General features: G+C 36.4%; 30 protein-coding genes. 25 read left to right on the forward strand and 5 right to left on the reverse strand.

Going from position 1 to position 25770, the window contains the following annotated elements; all coding sequences use genetic code 11:
• Positions 1 to 14: 14 nt before the first annotated feature.
• The 3 genes from EK417_RS18055 to tsaB all read left to right on the forward strand — a co-directional run bounded on the left by EK417_RS18055 (position 15) and on the right by tsaB (position 1980).
• Positions 15 to 386, forward strand: a complete 372-nt coding sequence (locus tag EK417_RS18055) for a YraN family protein (protein ID WP_136522949.1) — start codon at positions 15 to 17, stop codon at positions 384 to 386.
• Between the two features lie 82 nt (positions 387 to 468).
• Positions 469 to 1218 (forward strand): SDR family NAD(P)-dependent oxidoreductase, encoded by a 750-nt coding sequence (locus EK417_RS18060; protein ID WP_136522950.1) that lies wholly within the window; start codon positions 469 to 471, stop codon positions 1216 to 1218.
• 81 nt (positions 1219 to 1299) lie between these two features.
• Entirely contained in the window at positions 1300 to 1980 is a 681-nt protein-coding gene (gene tsaB / locus EK417_RS18065; RefSeq protein WP_110367428.1) for a tRNA (adenosine(37)-N6)-threonylcarbamoyltransferase complex dimerization subunit type 1 TsaB, read from the forward strand.
• A 17-nt stretch (positions 1981 to 1997) separates the two neighbouring features.
• On the opposite strand, the gene porW is transcribed toward tsaB, so the two are convergent.
• The 4 genes from porW to EK417_RS18085 all read right to left on the reverse strand — a co-directional run bounded on the left by porW (position 1998) and on the right by EK417_RS18085 (position 6555).
• Positions 1998 to 4577, reverse strand: a complete 2580-nt coding sequence (gene porW / locus EK417_RS18070; RefSeq protein ID WP_136522951.1) for a type IX secretion system periplasmic lipoprotein PorW/SprE — start codon at positions 4575 to 4577, stop codon at positions 1998 to 2000.
• Positions 4578 to 4725: 148 nt separating this feature from the next.
• Positions 4726 to 5289, reverse strand: coding sequence for a Maf family nucleotide pyrophosphatase (locus tag EK417_RS18075; protein ID WP_076595188.1), 564 nt, complete (start codon positions 5287 to 5289; stop codon positions 4726 to 4728).
• An 8-nt stretch (positions 5290 to 5297) separates the two neighbouring features.
• On the reverse strand, positions 5298 to 5816 hold the full coding sequence (locus EK417_RS18080; RefSeq protein WP_034694018.1) for a KdsC family phosphatase: 519 nt from the start codon (positions 5814 to 5816) through the stop codon (positions 5298 to 5300).
• Entirely contained in the window at positions 5806 to 6555 is a 750-nt protein-coding gene (locus EK417_RS18085) for a Rossmann-like and DUF2520 domain-containing protein (RefSeq protein WP_136522952.1), read from the reverse strand. The genes EK417_RS18080 and EK417_RS18085 overlap by 11 nt, the downstream gene beginning before the upstream one ends.
• A 181-nt stretch (positions 6556 to 6736) precedes the next feature.
• Here EK417_RS18085 and EK417_RS18090 point away from each other — a divergent pair, with 181 nt between their 5' ends.
• From EK417_RS18090 to dinD, 6 genes are all read left to right on the forward strand, one after another.
• A complete protein-coding gene (locus tag EK417_RS18090; RefSeq protein ID WP_076595191.1) occupies positions 6737 to 7288 on the forward strand; it encodes an RNA polymerase sigma factor in 552 nt (183 codons plus the stop codon).
• Between the two features lie 16 nt (positions 7289 to 7304).
• The gene (locus tag EK417_RS18095; RefSeq protein ID WP_110367432.1) at positions 7305 to 7847 is read left to right on the forward strand and encodes a hypothetical protein; all 543 of its coding nucleotides are present in this window, start codon (positions 7305 to 7307) and stop codon (positions 7845 to 7847) included.
• A gap of 6 nt (positions 7848 to 7853) precedes the next feature.
• Entirely contained in the window at positions 7854 to 8363 is a 510-nt protein-coding gene (locus tag EK417_RS18100; protein WP_076595193.1) for a hypothetical protein, read from the forward strand.
• 96 nt (positions 8364 to 8459) lie between these two features.
• Positions 8460 to 9482 carry a hypothetical protein gene (locus EK417_RS18105; protein ID WP_136522953.1) on the forward strand — a complete coding sequence of 341 codons (1023 nt, stop codon included), beginning with the start codon at positions 8460 to 8462 and terminating at the stop codon, positions 9480 to 9482.
• A gap of 124 nt (positions 9483 to 9606) precedes the next feature.
• A complete protein-coding gene (lepA, locus tag EK417_RS18110; RefSeq protein WP_076595195.1) occupies positions 9607 to 11403 on the forward strand; it encodes a translation elongation factor 4 in 1797 nt (598 codons plus the stop codon).
• Between the two features lie 118 nt (positions 11404 to 11521).
• Positions 11522 to 12364, forward strand: a complete 843-nt coding sequence (gene dinD, locus EK417_RS18115) for a DNA damage-inducible protein D (protein ID WP_136522954.1) — start codon at positions 11522 to 11524, stop codon at positions 12362 to 12364.
• Between the two features lie 45 nt (positions 12365 to 12409).
• Here the strand turns inward: dinD and EK417_RS18120 are convergent, their stop codons facing one another.
• A complete protein-coding gene (locus EK417_RS18120; RefSeq protein ID WP_136522955.1) occupies positions 12410 to 13054 on the reverse strand; it encodes a DUF1579 domain-containing protein in 645 nt (214 codons plus the stop codon).
• Between the two features lie 123 nt (positions 13055 to 13177).
• On the opposite strand from EK417_RS18120, the gene EK417_RS18125 reads away from it, so the two are divergent.
• The 16 genes from EK417_RS18125 (at position 13178) to EK417_RS18200 (ending at position 25719) form a co-directional block, all read left to right on the forward strand.
• Positions 13178 to 13873: an NUDIX hydrolase gene (locus EK417_RS18125; protein WP_076595197.1), complete on the forward strand. Its 696-nt coding sequence runs from the start codon at positions 13178 to 13180 to the stop codon at positions 13871 to 13873.
• Positions 13874 to 14309: 436 nt separating this feature from the next.
• On the forward strand, positions 14310 to 14852 hold the full coding sequence (gene ybiA, locus EK417_RS18130; protein WP_136522956.1) for a riboflavin biosynthesis intermediates N-glycosidase: 543 nt from the start codon (positions 14310 to 14312) through the stop codon (positions 14850 to 14852).
• A gap of 29 nt (positions 14853 to 14881) precedes the next feature.
• Positions 14882 to 15430, forward strand: a complete 549-nt coding sequence (locus EK417_RS18135; RefSeq protein WP_076595199.1) for a 2OG-Fe(II) oxygenase — start codon at positions 14882 to 14884, stop codon at positions 15428 to 15430.
• Between the two features lie 77 nt (positions 15431 to 15507).
• On the forward strand, positions 15508 to 15843 hold the full coding sequence (locus tag EK417_RS18140; RefSeq protein WP_136522957.1) for a hypothetical protein: 336 nt from the start codon (positions 15508 to 15510) through the stop codon (positions 15841 to 15843).
• Positions 15844 to 15845: 2 nt separating this feature from the next.
• Positions 15846 to 16700, forward strand: coding sequence for a hypothetical protein (locus tag EK417_RS18145; protein WP_136522958.1), 855 nt, complete (start codon positions 15846 to 15848; stop codon positions 16698 to 16700).
• Positions 16701 to 16763: 63 nt separating this feature from the next.
• The gene (locus EK417_RS18150) at positions 16764 to 17858 is read left to right on the forward strand and encodes an adenylosuccinate synthetase (protein ID WP_136522959.1); all 1095 of its coding nucleotides are present in this window, start codon (positions 16764 to 16766) and stop codon (positions 17856 to 17858) included.
• 68 nt (positions 17859 to 17926) lie between these two features.
• The gene (locus tag EK417_RS18155; protein WP_136522960.1) at positions 17927 to 18397 is read left to right on the forward strand and encodes a macro domain-containing protein; all 471 of its coding nucleotides are present in this window, start codon (positions 17927 to 17929) and stop codon (positions 18395 to 18397) included.
• A 19-nt stretch (positions 18398 to 18416) separates the two neighbouring features.
• Positions 18417 to 19322 (forward strand): ADP-ribosylglycohydrolase family protein, encoded by a 906-nt coding sequence (locus tag EK417_RS18160; RefSeq protein WP_076595203.1) that lies wholly within the window; start codon positions 18417 to 18419, stop codon positions 19320 to 19322.
• Positions 19312 to 19818, forward strand: a complete 507-nt coding sequence (locus EK417_RS18165) for an O-acetyl-ADP-ribose deacetylase (RefSeq protein WP_136522962.1) — start codon at positions 19312 to 19314, stop codon at positions 19816 to 19818. Before EK417_RS18160 ends, EK417_RS18165 begins: the two co-directional genes overlap by 11 nt.
• Before the next feature lie 5 nt (positions 19819 to 19823).
• Complete coding sequence (locus tag EK417_RS18170) at positions 19824 to 20510, forward strand: SIR2 family NAD-dependent protein deacylase (protein ID WP_076595204.1); 687 nt, start codon at positions 19824 to 19826, stop codon at positions 20508 to 20510.
• A complete protein-coding gene (locus EK417_RS18175; protein WP_136522963.1) occupies positions 20510 to 21475 on the forward strand; it encodes an ADP-ribosylglycohydrolase family protein in 966 nt (321 codons plus the stop codon). Before EK417_RS18170 ends, EK417_RS18175 begins: the two co-directional genes overlap by 1 nt.
• Before the next feature lie 10 nt (positions 21476 to 21485).
• A complete protein-coding gene (locus tag EK417_RS18180; protein ID WP_136522964.1) occupies positions 21486 to 22028 on the forward strand; it encodes an RNA 2'-phosphotransferase in 543 nt (180 codons plus the stop codon).
• Positions 22025 to 22237, forward strand: a complete 213-nt coding sequence (locus EK417_RS18185) for a hypothetical protein (protein WP_136522965.1) — start codon at positions 22025 to 22027, stop codon at positions 22235 to 22237. Before EK417_RS18180 ends, EK417_RS18185 begins: the two co-directional genes overlap by 4 nt.
• Positions 22237 to 22965, forward strand: coding sequence for a metallophosphoesterase family protein (locus EK417_RS18190; RefSeq protein WP_136522966.1), 729 nt, complete (start codon positions 22237 to 22239; stop codon positions 22963 to 22965). The genes EK417_RS18185 and EK417_RS18190 overlap by 1 nt, the downstream gene beginning before the upstream one ends.
• Positions 22966 to 23107: 142 nt before the next feature.
• Positions 23108 to 24832 carry a M14 family metallopeptidase gene (locus EK417_RS18195; RefSeq protein ID WP_136522967.1) on the forward strand — a complete coding sequence of 575 codons (1725 nt, stop codon included), beginning with the start codon at positions 23108 to 23110 and terminating at the stop codon, positions 24830 to 24832.
• Positions 24833 to 24930: 98 nt separating this feature from the next.
• Entirely contained in the window at positions 24931 to 25719 is a 789-nt protein-coding gene (locus EK417_RS18200) for a T9SS-dependent choice-of-anchor J family protein (RefSeq protein ID WP_136522968.1), read from the forward strand.
• Positions 25720 to 25770: the final 51 nt, after the last annotated feature.

Genomic DNA, 25770 nt, shown 5'->3' on the forward strand with positions numbered 1-25770 from the left:
CTAAAACTTACAGTATGGCCCATCATAATGATTTTGGAAAAATAGCAGAGAATCTTGCTGCTGATTATCTTCAGAAAAACGGCTATACAATTAAGGCCAGAAACTTTCGCTTTAAGCAGAACGAAATTGATATTATTGCTGAAAAAGATAATCTGATTATTATCGTGGAAGTGAAAGCAAGATCTACCGATGTCTTCCTCCTTCCTCAGGAATCTGTAACCAAAACAAAGATAAAATCTATTGTTTCCGCAGCTAATCATTATCTGGAAGAATTTAATAAAGATCAGGAAGCCCGATTTGATATTATTTCCGTTCTTCCTGATGATAATAAAAACTTAATAGTTAACCATATCAAAGATGCTTTTCAGGCCTTTGATGCGAACTAATAAATCAATACAACAATGTTTGAATGTATCAGGATCATGACATTGACAGTGTACAGCATTCGGACATTTAATAACCAATTTTATGAAGACAATATTGATCACCGGAGCAACTTCCGGTATAGGTAAAGCCACTGCAGAGCTTCTTGCAAAACAAGGAAACAGAATCATTGTTTGTGGAAGAAGAAGTGAGGTGCTGGAATCTGTGAAAACAGAACTTTCTGATTATACCGAAATATTTAGTTTGAAATTTGACGTAAGGAATCTTGAAGAAGTAGAAGCAGCCATTAATTCCCTTCCTGAAAACTGGAAAGAAATTGATGTTCTGATTAATAACGCAGGGAATGCCCATGGGTTAGATCCTCTTTCTGCTGGTAAGACAGATGACTGGGATTCTATGATCGACGGAAATGTAAAGGGATTGCTCTATGTTTCTAAAATGATCATTCCGATTATGAAAACTAAAAATTTAGGTCATATAGTAAACATCAGTTCTGTAGCAGCAAGACAAACCTATGCGAATGGAGTAGTGTACTGTGCAACGAAGAAAGCAGTAGATGTTATTTCGGAAGGAATGAGGTTGGAGCTTACCGAATTTGGAATCAAAGTAACCAATATCCAGCCGGGAGCTGTAGAAACGGATTTCTCTCTGGTGAGATTCAAAGGAGACAGTGAAAAAGCTTCAACAGTGTACGCAGGCTATGATGCCCTGAAAGCGGAAGATATTGCTGATGCCATTGCTTACTGTGTAAATGCACCGAAACACGTTACTGTTTCTGATATGACCATCTATCCAAGTGCTCAGGCTGAGCCAAGAACGATTTATAGAAAATAGTCCAAAATAATGGAGTAAATTTGCAGAGTATTAAAAGTAATTTTGCTCTTGCAATGTTGCTGTTTAGCTTAAAACAAAAAAATGAAAATTCTATATCTTGAAACATCATCTAAGAACTGTTCAGTAGCAGTATCAGACAATGAAAAGCTTATATGCCTTTGTGAAGAAGTTTCTGAAAACTATAAACAGTCCGAAAGCTTACACACCTATGTGGAGTGGGCGTTGGAAGGAGCGGGAATTTCACTTAAAGATATCGAGGCAGTTTCTTTAGGAAAAGGTCCCGGATCTTATACCGGTTTAAGAATTGGTGCTGCCTCTGCGAAAGGCTTTTGTTATGGACTCAGAGTTCCTTTGATTGCAGTGAATTCTCTTGAAAGCATGGTAGAGCCTTTTTTAGGCGATAACTACGACTTTGTTATACCTTTGATCGATGCAAGGAGAATGGAGGTGTATACGGCTGTTTATGATGGTGGGACAGGGAAGGAGTTATCTGATACGGAAGCTAAGATTTTAGACGAAACTTCTTTTGAAGAATTTAAAGATAAAAAAGTTCTGTTTGCAGGGGATGGTGCTAAAAAGGCAAAAGATATTCTGAATCTCCCTGATGCCGTTTTTAAAGAAGATGTTTATCCTTCTGCACAATATCTCATCAGAAAGACACTGGAAAAAATAGAAAACAAAGAATTTGAGGATATGGCCTATTTTGAGCCTTTTTATCTCAAAGATTTTCATGGAGTAAAGAAAAAGAAAAGCGAAGAGTAAATCTTCGCTTTTTTATGTTATTGAGGTTTTGATGGAACCTGTGAAGTTGGTCTTTTCACACCAGGGTTTTTATCATTTTTATCTTGCTTCTGTGGGGAAGGATTTGTCTGTAACGGAGTAGTACTTTGCAGATCTACATTTTCCAGTTTCTGTACTTTCCCGCTGTTCATTTGTGGAAGTCCCGTATTTTGAGTATTAGGCTGTAGGGGTACTCCTGACGGCTGTTGAGGAATAGAATTTCCTTTATTATCCGTTGCCTGGAAGCTCAAATCACTTTTCAGGTAATTCAGCATTTCTTTGGCTCTAATTCCTTCAGATGTTTTAGAATAATTCAGGGCAATCTGCTCAAGCTGGAGAATCATTACTTCCTTTCCACTGGATTTTCCTGCATTGAATGCATTTAAAAGGTACAGCTTAGGAACCAGCGCATCTTTGGGATACTTCTGAATCGTCTGATCGATCACATCCTTACTTTCTGCAAATTTTTCAGATTCAAATAGAGCATATGCCTTTTTGTATTCGTTTTCAACTTCTTCGGTTGATTTTACAAACGATTTATTCTTGGGATTTCTGGCGAATTCTGCATAAGAAGTATATGGATAATCTGCCAGGAGAATTTGTTTTGCTCTTTCAGAAGCTTGTGGATTTTTCTCATAATTCATGGCAAAAATCTCATACAGCGCCTGTAACATCACTTTTTCTTCCGGCTTTACATCTACAAGGTCATAAAGCGTTTTTGTAGCCAGTGGGGTATTGGTAAAATAATTCTGATACATAATTCCCAGACCTAGTGAAGCAGTATCTCTGTCCTTTTTTAACTGAGACAATTTCCCCTGATCTGTAGGGATCTGTTCAATATAATACGCAGGCTCAAAACGTCTTGGATTAGGCGCTGAAGTTACTCCTAACGCTTCATTCTTCATATCTTCAATAGTGGCCATTTTCTTGGAAGAACGCCAGTTATCGGCCAGGGCACGGTCTCCCCAGATTTGCTTAAACGAAGAGGTTCCTTTGCTTACCGTTCCTGAATTACTGAAATAAAAACCTTTTGTAGTTACGCCAAAGTCCTCAAAAGAATTGGCACTATTGGCAAAAATAGAATTGGCGCTGTAATCACCGGTATCAAAACCTTTAATTCTTTCTGCACGTCTTCTTTCCTGTTCCTCTTTCTCTTCCTTAATCTTTAATTTTGCAATATATTTTGTGAAATAATCTGTTTTCTGACTGTCATTCATCTTGGCCAGAGAAAGAATACTGTCATTCTTTTTAATCAGGTAATAGTTTTTAGAAATCTTCTTAATGTATTCAGACTGGTCTTTTAAAAGGATTTTTGAAGGCTCATAAGTCATTACAGCAAGCGCAGAATCATAATAACTTCCGGCTCCGATATAATCATTCTTATCAAGGTAGCTTTTACCTATTTCATAATATGCCAATCCACGGATCTGAGGATCAGAAACCTTTTCAAAAAGAGATTTTCTGAAAAATTGCTGTGCTTCATCCTTTTTGCCTGCTTTATTGGCCATTAGCCCTAAAGCATAATAAAATTCATTCTTTCTGGAGCCATACATCCCTTTTTTACTGATTCCTTCCAGGTAGTTTTTTGCTCCCGCATAGTCGCCTTTACCGTTAAAAGTTTTGGCAATGGCAACCTGAGATTTTACTTCAAATTCGAAATCACTGGCGTATTTATATGCTGCAGCATAGCTTTCCCTTGCTTTATCATTCTGGTTAAGATTTTCCAGCACCTGACCTCTCAGATAAGCGATTCTGCTTTTCAGTTTTCTGTCCGAATTCAGTTCAAAAGCATTATCAAGTTCTTTAGCCGCTTCCTCTTTTTTACCAGCATCAAGAAGAGATTCAGAATAATAAATGCTCAGTAGTTTTGCATAGCTTTTACTGATATCTTCACTTTTCAGTTTGGCAAATGTTTCATGCGCTCTGTGATAATCTTTGATTTTATCATATGCAAGCCCCTGATAAATTCTTGCGAGTGCAATTCTTTTATCATCTTTCATACGGGTGAAAACATAATTGAGGGCATCCAGGGCTTCAAGAGATTTACCACGATAAATTCTTGCCTGCGCAAGGATCATATAGGCATCAAAAATCTGCTTGTTTTTCTCTTCACCATTTCTGGTAACAGAATATTTATTAATTGCTTTTAAAGCTTTTGCTTCTGCAATTTCCAGCGTAGTAGCTCCTTTGGCTTGCTCACCGTCAGGTCTTGAAGGTCCATTTCCCTGAGGTCCGCCAGGAATATTCGGAATTCCTGAATTGCCTCTTCCTGAAGGTCTGTTGGCTACTTCTGCCATCTTCATAGAGTTTTCTGCAAAAGCTTCAGTTTGCCCAAGATCACTTCCCAAAGGTTGTTCTTCGTAAGTAAGAATAGGGATATAAGGCGCATAGAAGTTATCCTTATGTCCTTTGTCTCTGGATGTAAACTCACTGTTTAATGCATCTTTCGCATTAAAGAGAGTGTTGTAATATGTGGAAAATCCTTTCAATACTCTTGAACGCTGCTCCGGCTTTTTTGTTTTGGTAGCACAGGAAGCAACAAGACATATGACTAAAAGGAATAATATATTCTTTTTCATTATTCAATATAACTCGCTAATCTGCTTTTTATTATCAGCAGTTTGATGATTTTGTAAAAATAATAAAATTTTATAATGAATAATATTTATATTTCTTGCGGAAATATTTTATTTCTTCTTTAATGAGCGCTTCAAGTCTGATCATCTTTTAAATCAGAGAAGATTCTTTCAGGATTTTATAAACAAGATGGGTAGGAAGCCCCATAATGGTATAATAGCTTCCTGTAAGGCTTGTGATCTTCGCCATTCCCAGCCATTCCTGAACACCATAACTGCCAGCTTTGTCAAAAGGCTTATAGTTTTGAATATAATAAGTTATTTCTTCATCCGAAACCTTGTCCAGAGTAACATCGGCTACATCCGTTTCGGTAATCGTTTTTTCAGCTGTTTTGATGGTAATTCCCGTATACACCTGATGCGTTCTTCCGGAAAGATTTTGAAGCATCTTAAAGGCATCCGCTTCATCTTTAGGTTTTCCAAGGATCAGATTGTCGATAGCAACTACCGTATCAGCAGTCAGAAGCACTTCACCTTCTTCCAGGTTTCTGAAGGCTTCAGCCTTTAAATCAGAAAGGTAAGCGGCAGATTCCTCTATTTTAATATTTTCCGGGATAATTTCTTCACAGTCTATTTTTACGACCTCAAAATCAAAACCAAGGCTTGAAAGAAGTTCTTTTCTTCTTGGGGATTGTGATGCTAAAAGTAATTTCATACAGATACTTATACGGATTGAGTATTATCGTCATGCCAGTTCCCCTGAACTTTCATTACCTGTTCAATCACATCACGAACAGCACCCGTTCCTCCTTTTTTCGGGGAAATATAATCGGAAATTCCTTTTACTTCAGGAACCGCATTTTCAGGACACGCCGCAATAGCTGAACTTTCCATGATATGAATATCCGGAAGATCATCACCCATCGTCAGAATTTCTTCGTTTTTAAGATTATATTTCTTCTTAAAATCTTCAAAATCATCTATTTTATTATGAGACTTCGGATAGTAATCCTGAATACCCAGATAATTGATTCTGTGTTTTACCATTTCATCATTTCCTCCGGTAATAACCCCGATTAAATAATTGTTTTTTAAAGCTTTTACTACTGCATAACCGTCCAGAACATTCATTACCCTGCACATATTTCCTCCGGGAAGCAGATATACACTTCCGTCTGTGAAAACGCCGTCAACATCAAATACAAATGCCTTAATATCTTTTAATTTCTCTTTATAGCTCATACATTTTCTGAATAGAATGATTCATTGTTTTATAAATGTCAAGACTTTCGTCTTTCAATAACTGCTCATGCAGCTGTAAAATCCTTACATCATTTCTTACGGCTGGCCCTGTTTGTGCCATTTTAGGTTCAATTTCATGAATTTTATGAACCGTTTCATCAATGAGGGGTAAGAAATAATCAAACGGAATATCCTGGGAATCTGAAATTTCTTTAGCCCTTGAAAAAAGATGATTCACAAAATTGCAGGCAAATACAGCTGTCAGGTGAATATATTTTCTTTTTTCGTGATTACTATCCATCACCCTTTCCGAAATCTTTGAAGCAAGATCAAACAATATCTTTTGATCTTTTTCATTTTCCGCTTCTATAAAAAACGGAATTTTTTCATAGTCAAGTTCCTTGGATTTTGAAAAAGTCTGCAATGGGTAGAAGCTGGATTTTCGATAGTCTCCTGCAAGAACTTCTTTTGAAAGTGATCCTGAGGTATGGGCAACCAGACAGTCTTTTCCGGTTATCATCTTCGAAACTTCCCCCACAGAATGATCACTTACACAGATGATATAAAGATCTGCTTTTTCCAGATGATCTGTAGCGGAAGGAATATTTAATTCTTCAGATATTTTCTTCAATTCTTTTTCGTTCCTCCCAAATAGCTGGGCCACAGGAATGCTTTTCAACGTGAAAGCTTTTGCCATATGATAGGCAACATTTCCGGAACCGATGATTACAATTTGCATATAACAAATATAAGATTTTAAGCTGAGCCGGGAAAGGAAGATTGCTTCAGAAATCCTCTTCTTCAATATAGGCACGTTTATTGCGTAAGTGTCTCATATTATTTTTAATATTTACATTGAAAATTGAATTTTTAATTTAACTTTCAGCTATTTTTGTAATCCAAAACAATGAAGGCATCTTATGAAGATTAAGGACGCGGAAATTATTTCGTTGATGCAGAATCCACGGACCCAGGATAAAGGGGTTCGTGCCTTGATGGACGCCTATCAAAGCAGATTGTACTGGCACATAAGAAGAATTATTGTGGACGGAGATCTTGCACAGGATACTTTGCAGGAAACTTTTATTAAAGCATATCAGAATTTTCATCAGTTCAAAAATGATAGCCAGTTGTATACCTGGTTGTACAGGATCGCTACCAACGAAGCACTGCAGCAGGTCAACAAAATGAAAAAGATGCAGAAAACTGATGAGGATCCGGAGTATCATATGCAGAATCTCGTCGCAGATAATACAGAAGGAGATGCTGAAGAGATACAGGTTTTACTGCAGAACGCTATACACAGCCTGCCCGAAAAGCAGAAACTGGTATTTATGATGCGGTATTATGATGATTTGCCCTACGAAGAAATATCAAAAATTGTAGATATGTCTGTAGGGACTTTGAAAACAAATTATCATTATGCCAAACAGAAAATAGAAGATTATATTAAAGAAAATTACGAAAAATAATTTTTGACCAACAAAGATGAAAGAGTTCGACATAGAAAAATTAGAGCGTAAAAACATTTACACAGTTCCTGATAATATGTTTGAAAATATTCAGGAGAGCGTTATGAATGATATAAAGACAAGTAAAAAAGCACCTGTCTTTAAGCTGAACTGGATGTATGCAGCAGCGGCATCGCTGGCTTTGATTTTTGGAACAACGTATGTTTTTAATTCAGATAACGATTCCACAGAACAGATACTGAACTCTAAAACAGCTTATGTAGCCAATAACGAAGCGCCGAAAACAGAAAGTGAGCAGGCTTATGAAACTTTAAAATCTGATTTAACTTCTGTTGAAAATAATAATCAAACAGTTGAAAATCAAAAAAATAACAATGTTTACGCTGCTAAAAGTGTAAGCGAAACTAAAAAAACAACAGAGAGCCCTAAACCGGTGAAAACTGTGAAGAAAAAAGAAGAAACACGAATGAATGAATATCTGGACTCGTTTTCTAATTCTGAAATTGCAGAGTTAGCAAGTAATTCGACTCAGGACGTTTATTTGGATATTTATAATTAAAAGAAAATGAAAAAGATATTATTGACGTTTTTGATTATTTATGGCTTTGGATTAAATGCCCAAAGAACAGATTATGATTGGAAAAAGATGGATCCTAAACAAAGGAAAGAAGTCATCAATAATCTTTCTCCGGAAGAGAGAAAAGAACTTCTGAAGAAATTCAGGAACAATATGATCATGGATAATCTGAATGTCGATCCGGATGATAAAGCCGAATTTACACAATTGTATAATGAATATCTGGATAGCCAGAAGCAGATAAAAAGTCAGTTTAATTCCAACTTTGATCCCGAAACTTTATCGGATGACGAAGCCAAAGCTAAGTTGCAGCAAAGTTTTGAAGTAGGGCAGAAGCTATTGGATAACAGAAAAAAATATGCAGATAAAATGCAGCAGGTAATTCCCTGCCAAAAAGTTCTGAAGCTGTTTCAATCCGAAAAGATGATGAAGGATAAAATGGATGAAAGAAAACCTCACGGAAATCATAATGCTTCGGGATCCAAACAGAACCCATAATAGTTTATTTTTTTAATGTTGGACGGCTCTTACAGATCTTTCTGTGAGAGCCGTTTAATTTTTTATCAGAATGTTTAATTTTGTAAAAAAACAAAGATGAAAATAAGACTGTTATTTTTCCTGTTATCCACATTTATTTCTGCTCAAAAAAATCAATTTATAGAACTCAGGAGAAATATTAAAGATAAAACTCATGCTGCCCAGTCTCTTACATTACTTGACAGAAGAGAAGATAAATTCATAGGAATTATTTCTCACAGAAAAGACCCCTATGAAGTAAAATTTGAAAAGGAAGATCTGGAAAAATTATTTTCTGACTGGTTTTTAGAGGATAACAAACAACGGGGGAATGATAAGTATTTCCTTATGCTTGAATATCTAAAAGTGAAAGATATACCAACAGAAAGATCAGTGAAGGGACATTTGGAAATGGGAGTGTCTACTTTTGTCAAAAAAGATGATCAATATTATTTTTTAAAAAAGAACAGACTTTCAAAAGATTTTCAACAGAAAGATCATGCCTATATTACAAGAGCTGTAGCTGCCAGTATATCAGCAGAATTATCCAATATTGTAAAAGATTCATATAGTGTGAAAAGATTGAATATTCCAATTTCTGAGGCGGATCTTGAAAATTATGAAAAAATAATATCTGAACAGTTGCCAGTTTTTAGTTCAGCATCTCTTACAGATGGCGTTTATAGAGACTATCAATCATTTGCAGAACAAAAGCCTGATAAAGAGCTTATGGTAAAAAAGAATAAAGAAGGGGTAATTAAAGGGGTGAAAAGAGTTGATGATTATGATATTCTAAACAGAGAAGTTTTTGCAGTTGTAGATAATGGAATTGCCTATAAAAAAACACCAGTAAGTTTTATTGAAATTGATAAAGATAATAATGGCTTATTTATAACAGCCTCTGAAGAAGAGCTCTTTCCACAGAATAATACAATGACTATTGCAGGAGCGTCTTTCGGTATAGTAGGCGGTATAGTAGGTGCTGTAATAGATGTTGCTTCCTCAAAAGTCCGCAAACAGAATGCAAAGTATCATAGAGTAGGGATTGATGCACTTACAGGGGCATATATTTTACCGGAAGACTTTGGCAAAACAAAATAATATTTGAAAAGAGAGAAAATTTTCCCTCTTTTCTTATTGTTATCTGTGTTTCAGTTAAAAGAAAGAATTAAGAATGAAAAATTCTCTTGCAATTTCTTATCTTTGCAAATTACAAGATTCTTAAATGAAAAACATACGAAATTTTTGCATAATCGCTCATATCGACCATGGTAAAAGTACCCTGGCAGACCGTCTATTGGAGTACACGAATACCGTTACCCAAAGAGAATTACAGTCTCAGACGCTTGATGATATGGATTTGGAGAAAGAACGTGGGATTACAATCAAGTCACACGCCATCCAGATGGATTATGAGTATAAAGGAGAAAAATATATTTTAAACCTTATTGATACCCCGGGACACGTTGACTTCTCTTATGAAGTTTCCCGTTCTATTGCTGCCTGTGAAGGTGCTCTTCTTATTGTAGATGCTGCACAGAGTATTCAGGCTCAGACTATTAGTAACCTGTATCTTGCATTGGAAAATGATTTGACAATTATTCCTATTCTGAATAAAATTGACCTTCCGTCTGCAAACCCTGAAGAAGTAACCGATGAGATTATGAACCTTATCGGGTGTGAATATGAAGATGTATTAAGAGTTTCCGGAAAAACAGGTGAAGGTGTTCATAACCTTCTTGAGCAGATTGTGGAAAGAATTCCTGCACCCGTAGGAAATCCTGATGGTCCGCTTCAGGCTTTAATCTTTGACTCCGTTTACAATCCTTTCAGAGGTATCGAAGCTTATTTTAAAGTAGTGAACGGAAGTATCACTAAAAATGAAAAAATCAAATTCTTCGCAACAGGAAAAGAATACGGAGCTGATGAGGTGGGTACCTTAAAACTGAAGCAGGTGCCGAAGAAAACAATCCATTGCGGCGATGTAGGATATCTTGTATCGGGTATTAAAGATGCCCGTGAAGTAAAAGTAGGTGATACCATCACTTCTTTTGAAAAACCTGCTGATGCACCGATTGATGGATTTGAGGAAGTAAAACCAATGGTATTTGCCGGGATTTACCCAATCGATTCGGAAGATTTTGAAGAATTAAGATTCTCTCTTGAAAAATTAAGACTGAATGATGCTTCTCTGGTTTTCGAACCGGAAAGTTCAGCAGCTCTTGGTTTTGGTTTCCGTTGCGGATTCTTAGGAATGCTTCACATGGAAATTGTTCAGGAGCGTCTTGACAGGGAGTTCAATATGAATGTGATCACTACGGTACCGAACGTATCTTACTTTGGATATACTAAAAAAGAACCTGAAGTTCCGATTCTGATCAATAACCCGTCTGAAATGATGGATCCCTCAACGATGGACAGAGTAGAAGAACCATTCATCAAAGCTTCTATCATTACAAAATCCGATTTCGTAGGAGCGGTAATGACTTTATGTATCGAAAAGAGAGGAGAAATTGTTAACCAAAGTTATCTGACTTCAGAAAGAGTAGAGTTAATTTTCAATATGCCGCTTGCTGAGGTTGTATTCGACTTCTATGACAGGCTGAAATCAATCTCTAAAGGATACGCTTCATTTGATTATCATCCAATAGGATTCAGAGCTTCCAAGCTGGTAAAAATGGATATTCTTATCAATGGTGACATGGTAGATGCCTTATCTTCATTGATTCACGATTCCAACGCTTATTACATCGGGAAAAGAATGTGTGAAAAACTTCGTGAGCTGATCCCTAGACAACAGTTCGATATTGCTGTTCAGGCTGCATTAGGGACGAAAGTAATCGCAAGAGAAACCATTAAAGCCTTAAGAAAAGACGTTACTGCAAAATGTTACGGAGGAGATATTTCCAGAAAACGTAAACTATTGGAAAAGCAGAAAGAAGGTAAAAAGAAAATGAAGCAGATTGGTAGAGTAGAAGTACCGCAATCGGCGTTCATGGCAGTGTTAAAGTTAAATGATTAATTATTAATCTATTATAAAGTAAAAACCGCTTCACAAGAGCGGTTTTTTTATTATATAAACTTACTATTTTTAAATAGTTTTGGTAATTTTTGTACATTTATAAAAATCACATTATTAAATGAAATCAGAAGAAATAAAAGATTTGTTCTATAAATTTGAAGAAGCTGCTTCCGAATTAGAAGGAATAGAATGCTGGAGTGCAAGAGATTTACAAATATTATTGGGGTATAGTAAGTGGGAAAACTTTGAAAAAGTAATTTTAAAAGCAAAAGATGCTTGTAAAAACGTTGGAGAGTTAATTGAGTATCATTTTCCTGATGTCAGGAAAACGATACAAATGCCTAAAGGGGCAGAAAAAGAAATAGAGGATATTTTACTTACAAGATATGGCTGTTACTTAATCGCACAAAATGGTGATAGTAGAAAACAGGAAATATCTTTTGCACAAAACTATTTTGCTGTTCAAACTAGGAGAGCTGAATTGGTAGAACAGAGGCTGTTAGAATATGAAAGAATCAAAGCTCGCGAAAAATTAAGTCAGACTGAGAAACAACTTTCAGGAATTTTATATGAAAGAGGGGTTGATAGCCAAGGATTTGCTGTTATAAGAAGTAAAGGAGATCAGGCGCTTTTCCATTTAAATACACAAATGTTAAAGAAAAAAATGGGAGTTCCTGAAAGCAGACCTGTAGCAGACTTTTTACCTACAATTAGTATTAAAGCTAAAGATCTTGCCGCTGAAATGACAGGTTTAAATGTTCAAAATAAAAACTTAAAAGGGCAGGTGAATATTGAAGAAGAGCATGTAGATAATAATGTTGCTGTTAGAAATATGCTTACAAACAGAGGAATAATCCCGGAAGATTTGCCTCCAGCAGAGGATGTGAAGAAGTTACAAAGGAAATTAGATGGTGATGAAAAGAAAGTTTTAAAACAGACTAAAAAACCGTTTAAGAAATAATTTATATAAAAAAATCGCTTCATAAGAAGCGATTTTTTTATGGATTTATTTTTTACGCGTATATTTTATTTCCATGGTTTTGTACTCTTTTCCTGTCTTGGAATCAGGACCGTACATTTCCAGTTTTTGAGTATTGTCATCTACGAACGTGAATACTTCTCTGAAATCACAGTCTTTTCCTGGTCTTGAAGGATCTGTCATTTTTCCTTTAAATTCAACCGATTTTGAGGAAGGGTTCCAGCCGCCTTCGCTATGCATGATTCCGGTTCCCATATTGTCGATCCATGTACTGACAAACTTCTTTTTTGAATTATCGTATCCTACAATGCTCATTCCTTCAAAAGGCATTCCCATAAAGTCACCTTTGTGATTAGTGATCTGATAACGTCCGCCAAACATCATTTTATTCGTAGCCTCAGATTTGCTCATCATAGGTTTTGCTCCGTTTTCCATCCACATAGTGGTTTCTCCGTTCCAGATTCCATCAGACTTGGCAAGCATTTTCTGCATTTCTCCCGGAGTTGAGTACGCCATCCAATCTTTCATGGCGGTTGCTGAATCTACAGGTTTCCACTCAGAGTTTGCAGCCGTAGAATCTGCTTTATCGGTGCCATTGGCTGCAGGTGTTTTTCCTTTTTCACAAGCTATTAATAAAAATGCTGCAGAAAGAATTGCTAATAAATTTTTCATAATAATTTAGTTTTAAGATGGTTAGAATGATGAATTAAATATAAGAACTTTTATTATAACGGAAATTATTTTTTAATACAGGCATAAATTGTAACTTTGTGTATTCATAACGCAAATCAATTTATGGAGTCTCCAAAAAAATTACAGGATATAAAAGTGGCTGTAGATGCCGTTATTTTCGGATATTTTGATAAAAAAGACCTTCAGATCCTTCTGATTAAAAGAAATATTGAGCCTTTTAAAGGTGGCTGGGCTTTACCGGGAGGTCTGGTTCTCGATGATGAAAGTGTAGATGATGCAGTAAAAAGAGAATTGTATGAAGAAGCCGGCATAAAGCCCGATTTTTTAGAGCAACTCTATACATTTGGTAGTCTGGGTCGCGATCCGAGAAACAGAGTGGTTTCTGTGGCTTATTTAGGGCTTGTAAACCCCTCTTATCATGAGCTGTTTGCCGATTCAGATGCCGAAGAAGCCCAATGGTTCAGTATCAATAGACTTCCTTCAGTGGCTTTTGATCATAAAACAATCATTGAGACTGCTCTAAAAAGGCTTCGTACAAAAATTCAATACCAGCCTATCGGCTTCAATCTTCTCAATGAAGAATTTCCTTTTTCAGACCTTGAAAACCTTTATAAAACAATTGTCGGACAGGAAATTGACAGAAGAAATTTCCGCAAAAAAATCATGAGCTACGGACTGCTTAACGAAACCAACAACGTTAAAAAAGAAGGCAGTGGCAGACCCGGAAAACTTTTTACATTCAATAAAGAGAAATATAAAGAGCTGGAAGAACAGGGCTTTTATTTTGAAATTAAATAGTTTGTTTTAAACACAAATTTCACAAATGTCTTGCACGATTATTCGCTAATATTTATAGGCGTTTTCGGAATGCACATTATACAATATTAATTGAAAGACATTCAATAGGAAATATTTGACTCCAGATTGTATTATCGGGCTTCTGTCATTCTGACGGAGGAAGAATCTCGTAGTTGTTTAGATTCATCACTATACTGCATTTCGTTCAGAATAACATTGATGTAATAATAATTTTTAAGATCAAATTCCATTGGCTTTAGCCTAAACGCATCAAATTTGTGTCATTTGTGATCAAAATTTGTGTTATTCGTGTTGATTGAAATTAAATTTTTATCTCTGAAAATCAATTAGTTAAATTCATTAGCGTAAAATCAACACAAATAAATTTGGTTAATAAAATCATATTCCTTTAAATTTGTGTCAAAATAACGCAATCATGAAATTCACCCTACAAAATATTACAGAACGCTTTCAGAAAAAAGAAAAGATAAAATTTCTTTTTTTCTGGGGACACACGGCAAAAGATGAGGTTACCAAATCATGTTTCAGTCAGTGGTTTCCGGGAACTTTTGAAGAAAACGGAATTACCTATAGAACGGCAGAACATTATATGATGGCTGGAAAAGCCAGATTATTTAATGATGCTGAAATGGAAAAGGAAATTTTAAGAGCCACTACTCCTAATCAGGCAAAAGCTCTTGGCCGAAAAGTGAAAGACTTTGACCCGAAGCTTTGGGATGAACATAAATATCAGATTGTAACCCAGGGAAATCTTTTAAAATTCTCTCAAAACCAGAAATTTAAAGACTTCCTGCTGTCAACCGGAGACAAAGTTTTAGTGGAGGCAAGTCCTTATGATAGAATCTGGGGAATTGGGATGCTGGAAACAGATAACAGAGCTGAAAACCCTTTATTATGGAACGGAGAAAACCTTTTAGGATTTGCTTTGATGGAAGTAAGAGATGAATTAAGAAGGTAAAAACACAAACCAGACACAAAATATTAATTATGGAAAAAATAGAATTACATCCACAGATATTCCTGATTGAAGATTTTCTGACTGAAACGGAATGTGATCATTATATCAGTCTTTCTCAGGAAAAAGTCTTTGAAGAAGCAAAAATCAATGTATTCGGACGCCAGCAGATGAATAAAGGAATCAGAAATAATGACCGGCTGATGATTTTTGATACTGCAATTGCTGAAGAGCTTTTTAATAAGGCTGCAGAGTTTCTGCCTCAGGAATATGATGGATATCAGCTTCTTAACTTTAATGAAATGCTCAGAGTTTATAAATATGCTCCCGGACAGCAGTTCAAAATGCACAGAGACGGAAGTTATATCCGAAATGAAAAGGAGAAAAGCTTTTACACCTTTATGATCTATCTGAATGATGATTTTGAAGGAGGAGAAACAGAATTTGAAAACCTGTTTACAGTCGCTCCAAAGAAAGGGACTGCCCTTGTTTTTCATCATCTATTAAGACACGAAGGAAAAACACTGATCAGTGGCTTGAAATATGTTTTGAGAACAGATATAATGTATTCAAAAGTATAAATCAACCGGATCAGAGACATATATTGCTATGTCTTGTTTAATTAGCGTAATATTAACACAAATGAAAATATTTGATCATGGAAAATGAATTAAAACCCAGATTTATCAAATCATTACAAAGAAATAATGATCAGATCAGAGAAGACCGTGCTAGAATCATCGGAGCAGATTCCGAACTGATTTACATGCGCAGAGTGGAAGATATCGAATTAAAAATTAAAAGACTCGAGCGCGAACAGGAAGGGCTTATTGATATCAGTCCTTTAGACAGAAACAGTCTGACTTTTGCGGATTTTAATCCCGAAGCATTCGTTCAGAAAGATATGGAATTATCATTAACAATCAGAAATCTGAATATTCAGCTCGAAGTGACCCAAAAGAGATTTGAATATTTATTTGGAAAAACAGTGTAGTCATGGGAAGTACAAGATACGATTTAGGCGCTCGTTATGACAGAGCAAGCAAAGCAGGTTACGGAACAAAATCCGTGGGAGAAATTTTCACCCAGAATGCCAAAAGAATGGCTCACGAATCTATGAATCCTCACGGTATTTCTTTCAGAGAATCCAGAGATTCGGAAGTTCATCCCAATTCAGTTCCGATTATTTTAGGATTGGATGTTACCGGAAGTATGGGACATATTCCTCATGAGCTGATCAGAGAAGGATTACCAAAACTCATGGGAGGAATTATCCAGGGAGGAGTTCCCGATCCGGCCTTATTGTTTCTTGGAATCGGAGATCATGAATGTGATGGCTATCCGCTTCAGGTGGGGCAGTTCGAATCGGGAGATCAAGAACTGGATATGTGGCTCACACGAACTTATATTGAGTCCGGAGGAGGTGGAAATGCAGGTGAAAGTTATCTTTTAGCGTGGTATTTTGCCGCTTTTCACACCAGAACAGATGCGTTTGAAAAAAGAGGACAAAAAGGATTACTGTTTACCGTAGGTGACGAACCCTGTTTAAAAACACTTTCTGCATCCGCGATCAGAGAGATTATGGGAAAAGGACAGCAAACCTACACTCATTTTGAACTGCTGGAAGAGGCAAAGAAAAAATATGAAGTATACCACATCAGTGTTTTGCATTCCGATCAGGCATTGAGAGCAGACAGAGGCTGGAAAGAATTATTAGGACAAAACTGTATTTCCATAGCAGATCACAGGGAAATTCCGGATGTTATAAAAAACATCATCTGTGATAAGTTTAAAAATCAAAGCTTCGGAACAAGAGGAACAGGAGGATTAGATCAGTTTCAGATGCTTTAGAAATCTGTCAATGTCATCATAAAATATGAATGGCAATACTAGAAACCTCAAAAATTAAAAGACATGAAAAAGGCGCAAATAGTAATAGGACTTGGTTTTGGTGATGAAGGAAAAGGGATTACCACAGATTTTCTGGCTTCTCAGAATCCGGAGGCTGTTGTGATCAGATTTTCAGGGGGGCAGCAGGCGGCACATACCGTAATGATTGATGAAAGAAAGCATGTACATTCCAGTTTTGCAAGCGGTGCACTTCGCGGTCTGCCTTCTTACTTTACCGAGCATTGTACCATTCATCCGGTTTTTCTACTCAATGAAAGAGAAGAGTTAAAAGCAAAGAACGGAAACATTGAGCTGCATATCCATCCATTGGCAAAAGTTACAACTCCTTTCGATGTATGGCAGAACAGAACAAATGCCCATAATCTGGAACACGGAACCTGCGGAAAAGGAGTGGGAGCCACGATGAAAAGAAACGAAAGTCCTTACAAACTATTTGCTATAGACCTGATTGCGCCGAGGCAAATGCTGATGGAAAAACTGAAAGGAATTGCTTATTACTATGGTTTTGCAGATGAAAAAGAAGTTGCTGAGCTTTTACATCCTTTTTTAGAAGCTGTTGACAGCATTGACTGGAAAATAAATGATTATACCTGGCTGACTTCATTCGATCACCTTATTTTTGAAGGAAGCCAGGGTATTTTACTCGATATGGATCATGGCGTTTTTCCTAATGTGACTTATGCGCATACGACTTCAAAAAATGCCTGTGAGATTTGTAAGCTTTTAAAGATTGAAGATATTGAAATGTATTATGTGACAAGAAGTTATGCAACCCGCCACGGAAACGGCTGGATGATCAATGAAAAAGAAATGAATCTGAGAAATAATGAAGAAGAAACCTGTACATTTAATGAATTTCAGAAGGAATTGAGGACAGGAGAAATAGATTACAGACTGCTGAATTATGCCTTAAAACTGGATGGAGCTTATGTATTTCCAGTTAAAAAGAACCTGGTCATTACCTGCCTGGATCAGGTTGATGAGCAATTTAAATTGGAAAATCTTGATGTAAAATTTGATGCTGTCTACGGATCTTATTCTCCGTATTCAAAGGATTTTAAGCCCTTTTTTAATTTCAAAAGAAGTAATCAGACATAGAGTAAAAGCATTATTTTTATACTTAATAAGAGATTAGAAGAATGATTTAAAGATTGAAAATAATGACCATGAAAGCAATAAAATATATAAAAGGAGATGCTACCTGTCCTGACGCAGGAGGAAATAAAATAATTGCCCATATCTGTAATGATATTGGAGGCTGGGGAAAAGGTTTTGTTACTGCCATTTCAAAAAGATGGAGACAACCGGAGAAAGAATACAGGGAATGGTTTAAAAACAAAGAAAATTTTAACCTTGGAGAAATCCAGCTGGTTCAGACAGAAGAAGATCTCTGGATCTGCAATATGATTGCTCAGCATAAAATCATTACTCATTCTGATGTTCCTCCTATAAGATATGATGCCGTGGAAGAATGTTTATTAAAACTGGCTCATGAAGCTACCCAACAGAATGTTTCAGTACATATGCCGAGAATAGGATGTGGACTGGCAGGAGGAAAATGGGAAGAAATAGAACCTATTATTGAAAGAACATTGCTTGCAAAAGAGGTACAAGTATATGTATATGATTTTGAATAAAATTAAATATTAAATGAAAATGGATAAACTCTTTCTTGCCTCAAAATCACTTACTGGAATAGCTATAGGAGATGCTTTTGGTGAAAGCTTTTTTGGAGAAGAATCTATAGTAAAAATGTATATTCATCAGAGAATTATTACAGAAAGGTCTCTGGATTTTACAGATGATACCATTATGTCAATTGCTGTTTTCAGATCTTTGGAAAAGTTTGGCAGCATCCATCAAGACTTTCTGGCAGAAGAGTTTACTAAAAACTATTATAAGGATATCAACAGAGGATATGGACCTACTATGCATCGGTATTTCAGAGATTTGAAAAATGGAGAGAATTGGAAAGACGTTTCTTATTCAAAATTTGCAGGGCAGGGGTCCATGGGAAATGGAGGAGCTATGAGAGCCTGTACAATTGGAGCGTACTTCTATGATGATCTTAAAAAATTAAAAGAAAATGCCGAGCTTTCCTGCGAGATTACTCATGCCAATAAGGAAGCAATAGAAGGCACAAAAAGTATTGCTTTGGCATCAGCATTTGCTATTCAGGAGAGATTGGGGATCATAAAACTTACTCAGCAAGATTTTATTCAGAAAATTCAAAATGAGTTAAATGATTCTGATATGAAAAGTAAGTTGAATAAATCATTATATCTTGATGGTAACCCAAGTATAGAATTACTAATAAGAACTCTTGGAAACGGAATCAAAATGACAGCTCAGGATACTGTTCCTCTTGTTATCTGGATGTTATCGAGATATAGAAATAATTTTGAGCAATGTCTATGGAATACAGTTTCTGCTTTAGGAGACAGGGATACAACATGTGCAATGGCTGGAGGAGTAAGCATTCTATGTTGTAATGAAAATACAGTTCCTGATTGGACAAAAAATGTTGAAAACTGGAAAAAAAGCAAATTTTATGAAAATTGAATTAATAAAAGGAGACATCACAAAAATCCAAGCTGATGCAATTGTTAACGCCGCCAATTCTTCCTTACTTGGTGGAGGCGGGGTAGATGGAGCTATTCATAGAGCAGGCGGTCCTCAGATTTTGGAAGAATGTATTGCGATCAGAAATAGACAAGGAAAATGCAAAACGGGAGAAGCAGTAGTAACAAATGCAGGAAATCTCTCTGCAAAATATGTTATTCATACAGTAGGACCAGTTTGGAACGGTCACGAAGAAAAGGAATCAACTCTTCTGGAAAACTGTTATCGTAATTCTTTGAATTTAGCAGAAAGCCTTGGTGTGAAGACGATTGCTTTTCCTAATATCAGCACAGGAGTCTATAGATTTCCAAAAGAACTGGCAGGAAAAATTGCGGTAGATGAAGTAAGAAAATTTAATTCAGATATTATTGAGAAAGTTATTTTTGTTTGTTTTGATGATGAAAATGAATTGATTTACAAAAAACTATTATATTAAAACCAATGAAAAAACTAACCATATTAAGCGGCGCAGGAATCAGTGCCGAAAGCGGAATAAAAACCTTCAGAGACGGAGACGGTCTCTGGGAAAATCATAATGTAACGGATGTGGCAAGTCCGGAAGGATGGAGAAAAGACAGAGCATTGGTCCTGGAATTTTACAACCAGAGAAGACGTCAGCTGCATGAAGTACAGCCCAACGAAGCGCATCAATTGCTGGCAGAGCTGGAAAAGCATTTTGAGGTACAGATCATTACCCAGAATATAGATGATCTTCATGAAAGAGCTGGATCTACCAATATCCTTCACATTCACGGAGAACTGTTCAAATCATGTTCTTGTAATAATAAAAGCCTGATTTATGAACAAAAAGAAGATATCAATATTGGTGACAAAGCCGAAGACGGAGCACAATTAAGACCTTTTATCGTTTGGTTTGGAGAAGATGTCCCTTTATATCAAAAGGCAAAAGAAATTGTAAAAGAATCGGATATTTTACTGGTTATCGGGACTTCTTTGCAGGTTTACCCGGCTGCCGGGCTTATTCATGATATCAAAGATGACTGTCTTTTAATCGTCATCAATCCTAACGAAACAGGGTTTGGCTACGGACAGAGAGCTGTAGTAATGAAGGAAACAGCTACACAAGGAATGAAACTATTATTTGATAAACTGATCAACCTTGCCTGATGGAAAATAAAGTAAGAGCAGGAATCATGGGTGTCTGCATTGGAGATGCACTTGGTGTTCCGGTGGAATTCAGAAGCAGGGAAGAGCTTAAACGGTCACCTGTTACCAAAATGCGTGCTTTGGGAACCCATCGCCAACCCGCTGGGACATGGAGTGATGATGGATCTTTAACTTTGTGTTTAGCAGATAGTTTGTGCAAAGGATATGATACTGAAGATATTGCATTGAAATTCTTGCAGTGGTATAATGCAGAAATATGGACTCCTCATGGAAGGGTTTTCGATATAGGTATTGCAACTTCACAAGCAATTTATAGAATTGGAAAAGGTGTTTCTCCTACTTTATGCGGAGGAAATTCAGAGTTTGATAATGGAAACGGCTCTTTAATGAGGATCATACCATTATTATTTTATATTAAGGATTTGCCTATTGAGAAGCGCTTTGATATTATAAAAGACGTTTCCTCTATTACACACAGACACATCCGTTCAATTCTAGCCTGTTTTATTTATTTGGAATTTGCTTTGGAGATTCTAAAAGGAAAAGATAAATGGGAAGCATATCGAACAATGCAGAAAACAGTTCGGGAATTTCTGGATCATAATCCAATTTGTTCGCAAGATGAAATGAATAAATTTCACCGGATTTTAGAATTAAAAGTGGGGAAATATGATTTAGTTCCTTTGCATACTTTACAAGAGGAGGAAATAAGTTCTGGCGGATATGTTCTTCACAGTCTGGAAGCTTCACTATGGTGTTTTCTCAATTCAGAAAGCTATTCTGAAGCCGTGTTGAAAGCCGTAAATCTCGGAGAAGATACAGATACTACAGGAGCCATTACCGGAGGAATTGCCGGAGTTTATTACGGATATGAAAATATTCCGCAGGAATGGATTGCTGAACTGGAGAGAAAGGATGATATTGAAGCATTGTGTGAGAAATTATACCAAAAATTAATGAATTAAAACACAAACCATGAACGAAATAGAAAAGAAAAAGATAAGTAAATTTTTAAGCCTGATCTTACGGCATCAGCCAGAAAGTATAGGACTTACACTGGATGAAAACGGGTGGGCAGATATAGAAGAGCTGAGAGCAAAATCAGCCAAAAGAAGAGCGTATTTCACTCCCGAAGAACTGGATGAGGTTGTAGAAACCAATAACAAAAAACGCTTTGCTTTTAATGAAGATAAAACGATGATCAGGGCAAGTCAGGGCCATTCTATTGATATAGATCTGGCTTTAGAGGCCAAACAGCCCCCTGAATTTCTCTACCACGGAACTGCAGAAGCCAATATCTCTTCCATTTTAGAAAAAGGAATTGAAAAAAGAACCCGCCAGCATGTACACTTAAGTGCTGATAAAGAGACTGCTGCAAAGGTGGGAATGAGACACGGTAAACCTGTAATTCTTACCATCAGAACCGGAACAATGCATCAGGACGGATTATCTTTCTATCAGTCTGCGAACGGAGTATGGCTGACCGATTTTGTAGATGCAAAATATATTTCAAAATGATAATGTTGGCAAACTGTCCCAATTGTAAGAATACATTTGAATTTTCTGATTTGGATATAAAAAGAAGAGCAACGGTTAGGGGTGATGGAAAGCCTTATGCTACCTGGGACTATAGAAAGAAGTGTCCTCATTGTTCTGTAGAATTACTAAAAAAAGGAGGATTTTATCAAAGAGAATGGGTAGTATTGGGACAAAATGAAAATAAATAATGAGCAGAACATTAGTAATAGGAGACATTCACGGTGGATTTAAAGCCTTACAGCAGGTTCTTGAAAGAGCAGGAGTCACACCTGATGATCAACTGATTTTCCTCGGAGATTATGTAGACGGTTGGAGCGAGTCCTCCCAAATTATCCAGTTCTTAATCGAACTTTCTGAAAAGCAGGAATGTATTTTCATCAAAGGAAATCATGACGTATGGTTTGAAGATTGGCTGGCATTTGGACAAAAAACTGATGTATGGCTTTTTAATGGAGGAAAAAGTACTGTAGAAAGTTATGCGGATTATTCTCTTGAAGACCTGGATATTCATCTCGAATTCTTTCAAAGGATGAAAAATTATCATATTGATGATCAGAACCGGTTGTTTATTCATGCCGGATATGCTTCCATGCACGGCCCTGAAAGAGAGGTGTATTCCAGTAATTACCGTTGGGACAGAACTCTGTGGGAAACAGCTGTCGCAATGGATAAAAAATTACAGAGAAACTCGGAATTGTATCCTAAAAGACTGCTTCTGTATAAAGAAATATTCATCGGACATACCCCAACGCTGGATATTGGGATCAAAATACCCGCCAATAAAGCCAATATCTGGAATATGGACACCGGAGCCGCTTATACCGGAGCTTTATCCATCATGGATATTGATACTAAAGAATTCTGGCAAAGTGATCCGCTTCCCTCCTTATATCCTGAAGAAAAGGGCAGAAATTAATACTATTGAGAACAAACCTAACAGGTTTTCAAAACCTGTTAGGTTTCTATTTTAAAATAATTTTACCTTTTACAATTTAACTGCCAGCACATCCCCGTTTCGCAAAAGATGATTAATTTTAAAGTCTGAAAATATGACTTCAATGAAACTGAAATATCTTTTATTCACTCTAATCTCTACGCTGTTTTTAGCTCAAAAATCATTTCAGACTCCTTTTGAAAAAGGGAATGGTAACCAAACTGTTATCTACGATGAAATGAATAGCTATTTTCACGATCTGGCTAAAAATTTCAATACCATTCAATACCTTAAAAAGGGTGAAGATGACAGTGGAAAACCCATTTATGTGGTGATTTATAATCCCTTTCCTGAAAAAGATCTTGAAAAATTAAGAAAAAACAAAGCCATTCTCTTTGTCAACAACGGAATTCACCCCGGAGAGCCTGACGGAATAGATGCTACCATGATGCTGATGAGAGATCTTGCCTCCAAAAAGATTAAAACCCCTCAGAACTTTATTATTGCTGCTATTTCAGCCTATAATGTAAGCGGAATGTTGAACAGAGGATCTTACTCGAGAGCCAATCAAAACGGTCCTGAACAGTATGGTTTCAGAGGAAATGCAAGGAATTACGATCTGAACAGAGATTTTATCAAAGCAGATTCCAGAAATGCCAGAAGTTTTCAGGAGATATACCAGTGGCTGAAACCGGATGTCTTTATTGATAACCATGTCAGCAATGGAGCAGATTATCAATATACGTTCACCTATATTTCTACCTTTAAAGAACGCTTGGGAAATACCCTGGGAAACTATTTCTACAATGATTATCAGGCTAAAAATCTTGAAGATATGAAGAAATTGGGCTATGAAAGTACGCCTTATGTCAACATTCACGGAGATGTACCGGAAGTAGGATTTGCCTCCTTTGAAGACTCTCCCAGATACTCTACGGGATATACTTCCCTTTTCAACTCGTTGGGAACCGTTCCGGAAACCCACATGCTGAAGCCTTATGACAAAAGGGTGGATGCTACCTACAAATATATGCTGGTGAATCTGCAGAATTTAGATAAAGATTATCAGAAAATAAAACAGCTTCGTATTGAAAATTTAAAACAATATCAGGCAGGAAAACAATATGGCATCCGCTGGAAAATAGATTCCACAAAATTCTCTACGATGGATTTTAAGGGCTATGAAGGAAAATACAAACCCAGTGAAGTTTCAGGGAAGCCAAGGCTGTATTATGACAGAAACAAACCTTTTACAAAAAATATAAAGCTTTTTACAACAGCAGTTCCAACCGGATATATTACCATTCCGAAGTATTATGTCATTCCACAGTCGCAATATCGGGTGATTGAAGAATTTAAAAGAAATAAAATTCTGATGAAACCAATAGAGAAAGACAGTACAATAGCCGTTGAGTCTTATAAAATCAAAGATTTTAAAACCGTTAAAAACCCGTATGAAGGCCACTATCTGCATTTTGAAACAACAGTGGACACTGCTCTGAAAAACATGACATTTGCTGCCGGGGATTATCTGGTTTCTACCGATCAGCCTGGTGTAAAATATATCATAGAAACACTTGAACCTGAAGCATTAGACTCATTTTTCAACTGGAACTTTTTTGACGGAATTCTGGCTCAGAAAGAATATTATTCCGCCTATATTTTTGAAGATACCGCTGCCGAACTCCTGAAAAAGGATAAAAAGCTGAGAGAATCCTTTGAAACAGCTAAAGCATCGGATAAAAAATTGTCTGAAGATGGAGAAGCACAACTGGATTGGATCTACAGACATTCTCCTTATTTTGAGGAGAAAACGTTTAGACAGTATCCTGTTTATAGGGTGTTGTAGAAGTTTTTTGTAAAAAACAAGATTATTTCTTTTTTTTTCATGTCGATTTGTTAATAAATATGTTTTGTTTTTATTAAATTATCCGATAAAACAAACACATGAAACAAATTTATCAATTCGTAACATTGCTGTGCTTTGTACCAATAGGTCTGCTTGCACAATATTCTCAAAGTTTTGATTCGGCAACAATACCTGCTGATTGGACCGTAATTAATGGAGGAGATTCCGGAACCTGGGAAACTTTGGATTCCTATGATTCCTCATTCAATGCTCCTCATTCAGGATCTCATTTTCTGGGATTGGAATATGGCAGTACTGCGCATGATGATTATGTCATTAGTCCTGCCATAGTAGTTACCGCAGGAGTATCAGATAAGCTTACTTTCTGGGCAAGAAACAGAGGGTCAGGACTAGCTGAAACGGTGGATGTAAAAGTTTCAACAACAACACCTACCATTGCAGGGCTTACCAACACGCTCGCAACAGCAGTAAAACCACCTACTTCGTGGAATCAGTACACTTACGATCTGACTCCTTATGTAGGGCAAACAATTTATATTGCTTTTCATTCCACTACAGAAGATATCTGGTTTATAGGGATAGACGATTTCCAGATTTCAGCAAATAATCTTGCGGTTTCTGATGTAAAAGCGGATAACAGCCGTGCATCTATCTATCCAAATCCGGTAAAAGATATCTTATACATCAAAAATAAAACAAAGATATCTGAAATCAATATCTATGATTTTAGTGGAAAACTGGTGAAAAAAGAAATGATGGGCTTAGAAAACGGAACTATAAACGTAAGCGAGTTGGCCGCAGGAAATTATATAATAAAAATAAAAGATAAAGAGACTGAAAAGGGCTATAAAATCATTAAGAAATAAAGTTTCTTATGCATAGAATAAAAAAGACGTTTCAAACGAAACGTCTTTTTT

The organism is Chryseobacterium candidae (genome assembly GCF_004916905.1).
In the GTDB taxonomy this organism is placed as follows: Bacteria; Bacteroidota; Bacteroidia; order Flavobacteriales; family Weeksellaceae; genus Chryseobacterium; species Chryseobacterium candidae.